Here is a 12293-nt window from a genome sequence, read left to right as displayed (position 1 = left end):
CTTCTCCCGTTCGTTCAACCGCCTGAAGCGGTCCTGTTATCGTCGTCGCCCTAACGCCGCCTTCTCGGCGGCCGCGTTCCGGGCTTGGCGGCAGGACGTGGCGTCCGCCGGCCTGCCTTGTGGAACGAGCGCGTGCCGACCGGCATCTTGCGCCCCGGGCTCAGCATATCGAAACGCAGCGCGCCCGCCAGTGGCACGGCTTCGGCAAGCCGTACCTGAACCGTGTCGCCAAGCTGATAACCGAGACCGGTCTTTTCCCCCGTAAGCGCCTGATGGGCTTCGTCATAGAGGAAATAGTCGGTTCCAAGCGTAGATATAGGAACAAAGCCGTCGGCGCCAAATTGCGGAAGCGCGACAAAAAGTCCCGCCTTGGTGACACCGGAAACACGGCCCTCGAATTCTTCACCCACCCGTTCGGAGAGATGATGCGCGATCAGCCGGTTGATGGTGTCGCGTTCGGCGGCCATGGCGCGGCGCTCGAAGGTGGAGATTTCGGCGGCGATATCGTCGAGCGTCGCCTCTTCCTGCGGCGTGATGCCGCCTTCACCGAGGCCAAGCGACCCCACCAGCGCGCGGTGCACGATCAGATCGGCATAACGGCGGATCGGTGAGGTGAAATGCGCGTATTTCATCAGGTTGAGGCCGAAATGCCCGATATTTTCCGGGCTGTAGATCGCCTGGCTCTGGCTGCGCAGCACCATCTCGTTGACCATGATCTGGTGCGGCGTGTCGAGCGCGCGGGCCAGAATGCCGTTGAAGGAATTGGCGCGCATCGCCGCACCCTTGGCCATGGATATGCCGATGGTGCCGAGGAATTCGCGCAGCACCTCCTGCTTGGAAAGCGTGGGCGCATCATGGACGCGATAGACCAGCGGCTGCTTCTTCTTTTCCAGCGTTTCAGCGGCGGCGACATTCGCCTGGATCATCATTTCCTCGATCAGCTTGTGCGCGTCGAGGCGTTCGGGAATGACGACCTTGTCCACCGTACCGTCTGGCCGAAGCAGGATCTTGCGCTCCGGCATGTCGAGTTCCAGCGGCTGGCGACGGTCGCGGCCGCGCTTCATCACGGCATAGGCGTGCCACAGCGGCTTCAGGATCGGTTCCAGCAATGGACCGGTCTTGTCGTCAGGCCGCCCATCAATCGCAGCCTGCGCCTGCTGGTAGGAGAGCTTGGCTGCGCTCTTCATCATGATGCGATGGAAGGTGTGGCCGGCCTTGCGGCCTTCTTTCGAGAAGGTCATGCGCACGGCAAGGGCAGGGCGGTCGACGCCTTCCTTCAGCGAGCAGAGATCGTTGGAGATGCGCTCCGGCAGCATCGGCACGACGCGATCCGGGAAATAGACCGAATTGCCGCGCTTCAGCGCCTCGCGGTCGAGCGGCGAACCGGGCCGCACATACCAGGAGACATCGGCAATGGCGACGGTGACGATGACACCGTCAGGGTTGTCGGGCGAGGTGTCGGGCTCGGCATAGACCGCATCGTCATGATCCTTGGCGTCGGCCGGATCGATGGTGATGAGCGGCAGGTCACGCCAGTCCTCGCGGTGGGACATGGTCGCCGCCCTGGCGGCATCCGCCTCGGCCAGAACGCTCGAGGGGAAGATATGCGGAATGCCGTGGGAATGGATCGCGATCATCGAGATCGCCTTTTCCGAAGCGACGGAGCCGACGACCGACAGAACTTTCGCGCGCGTCAGCCCGTAACGGCCGCTGTTGCGTGAGGTTTCCACCTCGATCAGATCGCCGTCCTTCGCATCGCCGACGCCATCGGGGTCGATGACCATTTCCTCGCCGCGCCGGTCGATCGGCATCAGCCGCCCGCCACCGCCTGCCGTCTCCTTGAACACGCCGAGCAGCGCGTTCTGGCGGCGGTCGATCAGCTTGACGACGCGCGCCGTATAGGCCGGGCCAGTGCTTTCCTTGGAGGGGAATATCTTTGCCAGAATACGGTCGCCGAGACCGGCCGCCGGGGCCTTCTTGCCGCGATCCTGCGACGACTGGCGGATGAGAACGGCCGGTGCCGCACCCATATCCTCCGGCCATTCGGCCGGGCGGCCGATCAACTCGCCATCCTTGTCGCGGGTGGTGATATCGAGAACCGTGACCGGCGGCAGGCCGCCCGGCCGCGTCAGCGACTTGCGGCTCTTCTGCACCATGCCGTCGGTTTCAAGTTCCTTCAGAAGCGCCTTGAGGACGACGCGGTTCTCACCCTTCAGCCCGAAAGCCTTGGCGATCTCGCGCTTGGAGGCCTGCTGCGGGTGGTCTGCGATGAATTTCAGTAGCACGTCGCGGGAAGGCACCTCACCATGGATGATGCCTTCACCTTCGCTCACACGCTTGCCGCGCCCGGTGCGTCCGAAACCGTCGCTGGCGGAACCCTGTCTCTGACGCGGCGCCTTGCTCACTCTGCTGCCTTCTTGGGTTTGGCCGCTGCCTTCGGCTTGGCGGCCGCCTTGCTCTTCGTTGCGGCCTTGGCCTTTGTCGCCTTCGGCTTTGCGGCGTCGCCATCAGCCTTCTTGGCAGCGGTCTTCTTTGCCTTGGCAGGCTTGCCGCCGGTGCCGGTCTTGGCGATGCGCTCGGCGATCAGCACCAGCGCCTCGTCCAGCGTCACCGAGGCCGGATCCTGACCCTTGGGAATGGTGGCGTTGACCTTGGCCCAGTTGACGTAAGCGCCATAACGCCCGTCGCGAACGGTGATCGCGCCGCCATCGGGGTGGTCGCCCAGTTCCTTCAGGGCAGCCGGTGTGCCGCTGCGTCCGCGTCCGGGACCCTTGCTCTGCTTCTCGGCAATGACGGTCACGGCACGGTTGAGGCCGATGGAAAACACATCCTCGATGCTTTCGAGGTTGGCATAGGAACCGTCATGCAAAAGGAACGGCCCGTAGCGGCCGAGACCGGCCGATATCATCTTGCCGGTTTCCGGATGCTTGCCGATATCGCGCGGCAGGTTGATGAGCGCCAGCGCCTTCTCGTGGTCGATATCTTCAGGCTTCCAGCCCTTGGGCAGGGAGGAGCGCTTGGCTTCCTTGCCATCGCCGCGCTGGATATAGGGCCCGAAACGGCCCGACCGCAGCGTCAGCTCCTCGCCGGTCATCGGATCGGCGCCGAGCGCCTTCGGCTCGTTCAGCGCCGCAGCTTCCGCTTCCGCACCGTCGGAGGTGAGCTGGCGGGTGTAGTTGCATTCCGGATAGTTGGAGCAACCGACGAAGGCGCCGTATTTGCCGAGCTTCAGCGAAAGATTACCTGTGCCGCAAACCTGGCAGATGCGCGGATCGGAACCGTCTTCGCGTTTCGGGAAGACCAGCGGCGCCAGAACTTCGTTCAGCGCATCCAGCACGTTGGTAACGCGCAGTTCCTTGGTGTCTTCGATCTGCGCGAAGAAATCCTTCCAGAAATCGCGCAGCACCTGTTTCCAGTCCAGTTCGCCGGCAGAGATGCGGTCGAGCTTTTCTTCGAGGGCGGCGGTGAAGTCGTATTCCACATATTTCGAAAAGAAGCTTTCGAGGAAAGCCGTCACCAGCCGTCCGCGCGAATGCGGCACCAGCTTGCGCTTGTCGATGACGATATATTCGCGGTCGCTCAGCGTCTTCAGTGTCGCCGCATAGGTGGAAGGACGGCCGATGCCGAGTTCTTCCATCTTCTTGATCAGCGAGGCTTCCGAATAGCGCGGTGGCGGTTCGGTGAAGTGCTGGCTGGCGTTGATCTTCTGCTTGGCGAGGTTTTCGCGCTCGTTGATCGGCGGCAGACGGCCTTCGTCATCACCGTCGTCGCTCTGTTCACCGTCTTCCTTCTGGTCGGTATAGGCGGCGATGAAGCCGTCGAAGCGGATCACCGAACCGACGGCGCGCAGGCCCGCCTTTTCGCCGCCATTGCCGGCGAGGATTTCCACTGTGGTACGCTCGATTTCGGCCGACGCCATCTGGCTGGCGATACCGCGCTTCCAGATCAGGTCGTAAAGGCGCAGCTGATCGGGATCGAGGAAACGCTTCACCTGATCCGGCGTGCGGTTGAAATCGGTCGGGCGGATCGCCTCGTGCGCTTCCTGTGCGTTCTTGGCCTTGGTGGAGTAGAAACGCGCCTTTTCCGGCACGTAACGGTCACCGAACTGCTCGCCGATGGCCCGGCGTGCGGCGTCGATCGCCTCCGGCGCCATCTGGACGCCGTCGGTACGCATATAGGTGATCAGACCGACGGTCTCGCCGCCGATATCGATGCCTTCGTAAAGCTTCTGCGCCACCTGCATGGTGCGCGAGGCGGAAAAGCCCATGCGCGAGGAGGCCGCCTGCTGCAGCGTCGAGGTGGTGAAGGGCGGGCCGGGATTGCGCTTGACGGGTTTGGCCTCGACGGAATCCACCACATAGGTGGCGCCTTCCAGCAGCACCTTCAGCCGGTTCGCCTCTTCGCCGGTCTTGATCCCGCGGTTTTGCAATCGCTTGCCGTCGGCGGAAACCAGCTTCGCCTCGAACTCGTCACCGCGCGGTGTCTTCAACAGCGCGCTGATATTCCAGTACTCCTCGGAGACGAAACGCTCGATCTCGGATTCGCGGTCGCAGACGAGGCGCAAGGCAACGGACTGTACGCGGCCGGCGGAACGCGCGCCCGGCAGCTTGCGCCACAGCACGGGCGACAGGTTGAAGCCGACGAGATAATCCAGCGCGCGGCGGGCGAGATAGGCATCCACCAGCGGCACGTCGATGTCGCGCGGGTTCGCCATGGCGTCCAGCACCGCCTTTTTGGTGATGGCGTTGAAGACCACGCGCTTCACCGGCTTGTCGCCGAGGACGCGCTTCTTCTTCAAAAGATCGAGAACGTGCCAGGAAATCGCCTCGCCTTCGCGATCAGGGTCGGTTGCGAGAATGAGGCCGTCGGAGGATTTCACCGCATCGGCAATATCCTTCATGCGCTTGGCGGAAGCGCTGTCGACCTCCCAGGACATTTCGAAATCCTGGTCGGGCAGCACCGATCCGTCCTTGGCAGGAAGGTCTCTGACGTGGCCAAAGGATGCAAGAACCTTGTAGCCGGAACCAAGATACTTGTTGATCGTCTTGGCTTTGGCAGGAGATTCTACGACGACGACATTCATATTGTTTTTCTCTGGAACTGGTCCGTTAACATAGCCGGGTCACGGAGGAAGGCCGCAACAAGGCTTCTTTATAATTCGACATGGACAGGTAATGCGCGCGGGTCAAGAGGCAAGCCCCATTTTATCGCTCCAAGGCGTATGCAACCTATGGATAATCTATTGTTGTATTGCAATCTTTGGTAAATTGGTTATGATGGGCAACATCATTTGAATCTACTTAATGCTCTTCGTTTCAGGCGGAATCTTTAGGATAAATATATGGTCCCGAACGCGACAAACAATAATGCCGACAATGAAGGGACCAGAGAGAGCTTGGCTTACATTCGCCAGATGCTGGCGGAGCTGCGGCAGGTCGCAAGCCGCGAGGGCGCCGACATGCTGTGTTATCTGATCGAGATGGCCTATGTCGAAGTCGGCGATATCCAGAGCGGACGGCGCAAGCTGTCAATCCGCGATGACGAGCGACACACGCCCCCCGGCATGCCGGTTTAGACGGCCGGCTATATCAAGCTCCAGCAAGACCAGATGAACGGTGGCCGCGGAAAAGCCCGTGTGGCGGATGACGTCGTCAATCTCGACGGGTGAGGGACCGAGAGCGGAAGCTATGACGCTACGCTCGTCATCTCCGGGCGGTGACATCTCGTTTTCGGATCGCGGTTCCTCGATCTTGCGGTCATAGGGCAATTGCGGCTCCATCAGCGGTCGCAGCGCTTCGAGAATATCGGCCGCGCCGGTGGTCAGCATCGCGCCTTCCTTGATCAGCCGGTTTGTTCCCTCGCAGCGCGGATCGAGCGGGGAACCGGGCACCGCAAAAACCAGCCGTCCCGCTTCGCCTGCAAGCCGCGCCGTGATCAGCGAGCCCGAGCGCTCCGCCGCTTCGACGATGACGACGCCAAGCGAGACGCCGGCGATCAGCCGGTTGCGGCGGGGAAAATCCCGGGCGCGGGGTTCCCAGCCGAACGGCATTTCGCTGATCGTCGCGCCGCCCTGATCGTATATGTCCTGCAATAGCCCGAAATTTTCCTGCGGGTAGGGCCGGTCGAGGCCGCCGGCCAGCATCGCCACCGTACCGGTTGCAAGGCTTGCCCGGTGTGCGGCGGCGTCAATGCCGCGTGCCAGCCCGGAAGCGATCGTGTATCCAGCCCGGCCGCAGTCGCGTGCCAGCATGGCGGCGAATTTCGCGCCGTTGATGGAGGCATTACGCGAGCCGACGATGCCGACGCAGGTTCTTGTTGCGGCATCGGCCGGTCCCTTCATGGCGATCAGCGGCGGCGCGCCATCCAGCTGCCGCAGGGCAGGCGGATAATCCGGTTCGCCGATGCCGACGAAACGCGCGCCGAATTTCTCTGCGGTCTCGATCTCGCCTTCCGCCTCCGCCTGCGCGGCGATGCGCGGGCTGCGCGACGAGCCGCCGCGCCTTGACAGCTCGGGTAGGGCATCGAGCGCCTTTTCGGCGCTGCCGAAATGATTGATCAGTTCGCGAAAGGTGACGGGGCCGATATTGTCGCTGCGGATCAGCCGCAGCCATGCGACCCGCTGCCGCGCGGAAAGCTCCATGCCCTGCCGTTTCGTTTCCTCATGCGGCATGGCATATCCTCGATATGGGGTTTCAGCCCTTTTGACCGATCCTGCTTTCGGTGCCCGCCAGCAGGCGTGCGATGTTCTCGCGGTGCTTCCACCAGGAAATAACGCTGAGCAGCGTCACCAGCAGCGCCGTCTTTTCAGGTCCGAATATCCAGAGCGCCACGGGAATGACCAGCATGGCCAGCAATGCCGACAGCGAGGAATAGCGGGTGATGAAGGCCGTTGCGAGCCAGATCAGCGCAAAGGCAAGCATCATCAGCGGTGCTGCACCCAGAAGTACGCCGATATAGGTCGCCACACCCTTGCCGCCCTTGAAGCCGAGCCACACCGGAAACAGGTGGCCGAGGAAGGCGAAGAAACCGGCGACCAGTGAGGCTTCGTAACCCCAGAGCGCATTGGCAACCAGCACCGCCGCCGTGCCCTTCAGCGCATCGAGCAGCAGGGTCGCGGCGGCAAGCTTCTTGTTGCCGGTACGCAGCACGTTGGTGGCGCCGATATTGCCGGAGCCGATCTTGCGCACGTCGCCCAGCCCCGCCATGCGGGTGAGAATGAGGCCGAAGGGGATGGAACCGAACAGATAGCCGATCAGCGCCGCAAGCGCGAGAAGGGCAGGCGCCGTCTGCCAGTCAGTCAAAGCACTCATTCAGATGTCCCCTCTGTCGCGCCGTCAGCGTGATCTCTGTTGCTGATCTTATGCCAAGGAATGAACGGCTTTGCCAGCCACATAAGTGGCCACAGCGCGGCCGCTGAAACGGGCATCCTCGAACGGCGTATTCTTGGATTTCGACACCAGCTGGTCGCGTGCCACGAGCCAGGGCTCATCGAGATCGATCAGGGTGATATCGGCCTTCGCACCGACTTTGAGCGTTCCGGCGTCGAGACCGAAAATCTTCGCCGGGCGGGTGGAAAGCGCATCGATCAACCGCATCAGCGGAACTTCACCGCTGTGGTGCAGGCGCAATGCCGCCGCCAGCATAGTCTCCAGCCCCACTGCGCCGCTCGCCGCATCCGAAAACGGCAGGCGCTTGGTGTCGACATCCTGCGGGTCGTGCGAGGAGACAATGATGTCGATGGTGCCGTCCTTCAGCGCTTCCACCATGGCCTTGCGGTCGTCTTCGGCGCGCAACGGCGGGGAAAGCTTGAAGAAGGTGCGGTATTCGCCGATATCGTTCTCGTTGAGTGTCAGATGATTGATCGAAATGCCACAGGTCGCTTTCACGCCCTGCTGCCGGGCAAGGCGGATCGCATCCGCCGATTCCGGTACGGAAATCTTGGCGGCGTGGTAGATCGCCTGTGTCAGCCCGGCAATGCGCAGGTCACGCTCCAGCGGAATGATCTCGGCTTCCTTCGGAACGCCTGACAGCCCGAGCCAGCTGGCAAAAAGCCCCTCGTTCATGTCACCGCCGCCGATATATTTGTCGCGGGTCTCGAGCGCGATGACAGCACCCAGTTCGCGCGCATAGGTCATGGCGCGGCGCAGCACCAGCGTGTCGGAAAGCGCCTTGCGGCCATTGGTGAACGCAACCGCGCCGGCTTCCTTCAGCATGCCGAATTCGGTCATTTCTTCGCCATTGAGACCCTTGGTCAGGGCCGCTGCCGGGTGGACATTGACGATTGCCTTGTCGCGTGCCGTCTTCTTCACATATTCGACCAGCGCGATGTCATCGATGACGGGGTCGGTGTCCGGCATCACGATGATGCTGGTCACACCGCCGGCCGCTGCCGCGCGCGAGGCGGATTCGATGGTTTCGCGATGTTCCGCGCCCGGTTCACCCACGAAGACGCGGGCATCCACCAGACCGGGAACGGCCAGGAGCCCCTTGCAGTCGCGCACCGCCGCACCTTCCGGCGCACCCTGATTGTGCGCATCCTTGCCTGCCGCCAGAATGGTGCCATCGGCACCGATGACGATGCTGCCGGTCTCATCCAGATTGCGGGAGGGATCAACGATGCGGAGATTGTTGAGAACGGTCACGGCACTCATACGCGCTCACCCTGATTTTGCGAGACAAGCAGGGTTTCCATGACCGCCATGCGCACGGCAACCCCCATTTCCACCTGGCTTTCGATCACGCTCTGCGGACCGTCGGCCACGTCTGAGGCGATTTCCACGCCGCGGTTCATCGGGCCGGGATGCATGACCAGCGCATCCTCCTTCGCCGCCTTCAGCTTTTCGGCGTCGAGACCGTAATAATGGAAATATTCGCGCACCGAAGGCACGAAGGAGCCGGACATACGCTCGCGCTGCAGGCGCAGCATCATCACCACATCGGCGTTCTTCAACCCTTCCTTCATGTCATGGAAGACTTCCACGCTCATGTCGCGAATGCCGGAGGGAAGAAGCGTGGCGGGGGCGACGACGCGAACGCGCGCGCCCATCTGGTTGAGCAGGATAATGTTGGAGCGGGCAACGCGTGAATGCAGCACGTCACCGCAGATCGCCACCGTGATGCCTGATAGCTCGCCCTTGGCACGGCGGATAGTCAGCGCATCGAGCAGCGCCTGTGTCGGGTGCTCGTGCTGGCCGTCGCCGGCATTGACCACGGAGCAGGCGACCTTTTGCGCGAGAAGCGCTGCCGCCCCTGCGGAGGAATGGCGCACGACAAGCACGTCCGGGCGCATGGCGTTCAGCGTCATCGCCGTATCGATCAGCGTTTCGCCCTTCTTCACCGAGGAATTGCCGACCGACATGTTCATCACGTCGGCGCCGAGGCGTTTTCCGGCCAGCTCGAAGGAGGATTGCGTGCGCGTCGAGGCTTCGAAAAACAGGTTGATCTGCGTCAGACCCCGAAGCGTCGAGGTCTTTTTCTCGCGCTGGCGGCTGATTTTCACCGCCTCGTCGGCCTTGTCGAGAAGCAGGGTGATATCCTGATGGGAAAGCCCCTTGATGCCGAGGAGATGGCGATGGGGGAAGAAGACCATGCGGTTTGCCTCCTGACGGGCGCCGCATTTTCCCGTGAAAATGCCCGGAACGCCCGAATGCTGATCCGCGCGCTCCCTTTCGCTGTGAACACGCCTCAGGAGTGCGGCGGAATTCGGTCTTGCGCTCTATAGAGATTGCTTGCCTCAGGGGCAAGCACCCGTCACCCCTCGAAATGAAAACATGGCGATGTTTCCCCGCTTGCTTTATATCAAGGCACGATCCTGCGGCATCGGCCAGTTTCGGGGTGGAACTCGCGGACAATTCCGGTCTGCGACGCAGGTGATCGGACCCATCGCAATGCACGCCTATTCTGTTTTTGTCCTTGCCGTTCTGGGCCTGCTTTTGACGCCCGGCCCGACCAACACGCTTCTTGCGCTTTCCGGTGCCGGACGCGGCGTTCGCGCGTCGCTCCCGCTGATGCTGGGTGAAATCGCCGGCTATCTGCTGGTCATTCTTGCGCTTGTCGTGCTGTTTTCCGATTTTCTGAAGGCACATGCGGGTCTCGCGCAGGCCATCAAGCTTTGCGCCGCGATCTGGGTCGCGTTTCTGGCTGTTCGGCTATGGACCCTGCCATCCTCCGCACCGGCCGGTGCGGCGATCACGCCTCGTCGGGTTTTCGTCACCACCTGCCTCAACCCCAAAGGTCTTATCGTCGGCCTTGTCCTGCTGCCACAGGCGCCGCTGCCCCGGATATGGCCGTATATCCTGCTGTTTTCTGCGCTGGTGGCTTTCGCGGCCCTTATGTGGCTGTGCGTCGGGGCGTTTCTCATCCGCCATGCGGATCGGTCTTCGCCACGCCTCGTGCGCGGCACCGCGTCGGGCTTCCTTCTGGTGTTGTCGCTCGGTCTTGCCGGAAACGTGTTTGGCATTCTCTAGGCTGGGCACCTAAATCAGGACCACTCCCGAAAAATGCTGAAAGCGGCGGTTTAATCGTCCCGATCGCTTCCTGCGGGTGGAATTATGCAATATCACCCCACTATGCAATGCCAGTACAAAACAGCTAGAAGCAGCGGATGACCCAGAACTCCCGGACAGAAGAATCGCTCGCCGAACTGAACCAGCCAAGCCTCTGGTCCGGCATCAACGCCTATCGTTCCGATCCGCTGATCGTCGACCTCACCTCCGGCCTGTCGCGCAATCTGAGGGACGAGTTCGACCAGCTCGGCCGTTATGTCACCTCGCACGAGGCGCAGGAACTGGCACGCATGGCCAATCAGGGCGTGCCGCAGCTGCATACCCATGGCCCGCGCGGCGAACGTCTCGACCAAGTGGAGTTCCATCCCGCATGGCACGCGTTGATGCGCCGCTCCATGTCATCAGGCCTGCATTCCAGCGTCTGGGAAAATTCCCCTGATACGCGCGGCAATGAGCACAAGGCACGCGCCACGAAATTTTACCTGACCTCGCAGCTTGAAGCCGGGCATCTCTGCCCGCTGACCATGACCAGTGCCTCCGTTGCCGCCATCATGGCCTCGCCGCGCGTGCAGAAGGAATGGGCGCCGAAGATCCTCTCGCGCAAATATGACAGCTCGCAGAAACCGGCCCTGCAGAAAACCGCCGTCACCATCGGCATGGGCATGACGGAAAAGCAGGGCGGCACGGATGTGCGCGCCAACCGCACCACCGCCGAGCGGGTGGGCGAGGGTATCTATCGCCTGTCCGGCCACAAATGGTTCCTCTCCGCGCCGATGAGCGACGGTTTCGTCATGCTCGCCCAGATGGGCGACGGCATGGGTTGCTTCCTCGTGCCGCGTTATCTGGAGGACGGTTCGAAGAACGGCCTGCACTTCCAGCGCCTGAAGGACAAGCTCGGCAATCGCTCCAATGCGTCGGCCGAAGTCGAATTCACCGATGCCTTCGGATATCTGCTGGGCGATCCCGGCAGCGGTATCCGCACCATTCTCGATATGGTGACGTTGACGCGGCTCGATTGCGCGCTGGCATCGTCAGGCATGATGCGCGCCTCGCTTGCCGAAGCAGTGCATTACGCGCGCGGCCGTTCGGTTTTCGGCAAGATGCTGGTCACCCAGCCGATCATGACGCGGGTTCTCGCCGACATGGCGCTGGATGTGGCCGCGGCCACTGCGCTCTCCTTCCGGCTGGCGACGGCATTCGACGCCGCCCGCAACAATCCGGCCGAAGCCGCCTATGCGCGGGTGATGACGCCCATCGTGAAATACTGGTGCTGCAAGATCGCGCCGGCGCTTATCTACGAGGCCATGGAATGCCTTGGCGGCAATGGTTACGTGGAAGAGCGGCCGATTGCCCGCCACTACCGCGAAGCGCCGGTCAACGCCATCTGGGAAGGCTCCGGCAACGTCATGGCGCTGGATGTGCTGCGGGTTCTCCAGCGCGGCAAGGACCTGTTCGATCTCGTCTTCCAGACGCTGGAGCGCGATCTTGGGGCAGCGGGCAAGAAGACCACCGACGTGCTGCGCGCCGCGATCGCCCTTGCCGAACGTGATGAGGGGGCGGCCCGCCTGCTGGTGGAGCAGTTCGCGCTTGCGGCCGCTGCCGCCGAGCTTTGCCGCCTCGGTGCCGGCAAGATCGCCGATGCCTTCCTCGAAACCCGTCTCGCGGGCGGTTGGCGGCACACTTACGGTATGCTCGATTCCCGTTTCGATCCGACGTATATAATCGATCTCCTTTATCCGCCCGCGTCCTGAGCAGCGACGTGGGGGTGAAGGTGTTGCAGTCCCGGCG

9 protein-coding genes are annotated in these 12293 nt (G+C 62.4%); 3 read left to right on the top strand and 6 right to left on the bottom strand.

The window, feature by feature from the left end; all coding sequences use genetic code 11:
• Positions 1-50: 50 nt before the first annotated feature.
• Positions 51-2405, bottom strand: coding sequence for a ribonuclease R (gene rnr / locus JZX88_RS07370; RefSeq protein WP_206913127.1), 2355 nt, complete (start codon positions 2403-2405; stop codon positions 51-53).
• On the bottom strand, positions 2402-5083 hold the full coding sequence (topA, locus tag JZX88_RS07365) for a type I DNA topoisomerase (RefSeq protein ID WP_206913125.1): 2682 nt from the start codon (positions 5081-5083) through the stop codon (positions 2402-2404). Before topA ends, rnr begins: the two co-directional genes overlap by 4 nt.
• A gap of 258 nt (positions 5084-5341) precedes the next feature.
• Between topA and JZX88_RS07360 the strand changes: the two genes are divergently transcribed.
• The gene (locus JZX88_RS07360; RefSeq protein ID WP_065115454.1) at positions 5342-5575 is read left to right on the top strand and encodes a hypothetical protein; all 234 of its coding nucleotides are present in this window, start codon (positions 5342-5344) and stop codon (positions 5573-5575) included.
• Here JZX88_RS07360 and dprA read toward each other — a convergent pair.
• From dprA to JZX88_RS07340, 4 genes are read right to left on the bottom strand one after another with little or no spacing between them, the layout of a single operon-like run.
• The gene (gene dprA, locus JZX88_RS07355; protein WP_206913123.1) at positions 5528-6670 is read right to left on the bottom strand and encodes a DNA-processing protein DprA; all 1143 of its coding nucleotides are present in this window, start codon (positions 6668-6670) and stop codon (positions 5528-5530) included. The genes JZX88_RS07360 and dprA overlap by 48 nt on opposite strands.
• Positions 6671-6692: 22 nt before the next feature.
• Complete coding sequence (plsY, locus tag JZX88_RS07350; RefSeq protein ID WP_174029323.1) at positions 6693-7310, bottom strand: glycerol-3-phosphate 1-O-acyltransferase PlsY; 618 nt, start codon at positions 7308-7310, stop codon at positions 6693-6695.
• 48 nt (positions 7311-7358) lie between these two features.
• Positions 7359-8651 (bottom strand): dihydroorotase, encoded by a 1293-nt coding sequence (locus tag JZX88_RS07345; protein ID WP_206913121.1) that lies wholly within the window; start codon positions 8649-8651, stop codon positions 7359-7361.
• On the bottom strand, positions 8648-9589 hold the full coding sequence (locus tag JZX88_RS07340; protein WP_003521487.1) for an aspartate carbamoyltransferase catalytic subunit: 942 nt from the start codon (positions 9587-9589) through the stop codon (positions 8648-8650). Before JZX88_RS07340 ends, JZX88_RS07345 begins: the two co-directional genes overlap by 4 nt.
• Before the next feature lie 298 nt (positions 9590-9887).
• On the opposite strand from JZX88_RS07340, the gene JZX88_RS07335 reads away from it, so the two are divergent.
• Both JZX88_RS07335 and JZX88_RS07330 read left to right on the top strand, forming a co-directional pair.
• Positions 9888-10466 (top strand): LysE family translocator, encoded by a 579-nt coding sequence (locus JZX88_RS07335; RefSeq protein ID WP_246753446.1) that lies wholly within the window; start codon positions 9888-9890, stop codon positions 10464-10466.
• Positions 10467-10603: 137 nt separating this feature from the next.
• Entirely contained in the window at positions 10604-12256 is a 1653-nt protein-coding gene (locus JZX88_RS07330) for an acyl-CoA dehydrogenase family protein (RefSeq protein ID WP_065115458.1), read from the top strand.
• Positions 12257-12293: the final 37 nt, after the last annotated feature.

Origin of the sequence: Agrobacterium sp. OT33, assembly GCF_017313365.1 — a bacterium.
Taxonomy (GTDB): Bacteria; Pseudomonadota; Alphaproteobacteria; order Rhizobiales; family Rhizobiaceae; genus Agrobacterium; species Agrobacterium rhizogenes_A.
The sequence above is the reverse complement of the archived record's forward strand: the minus strand, read 5'-3'. Positions and strand labels throughout refer to the sequence as shown.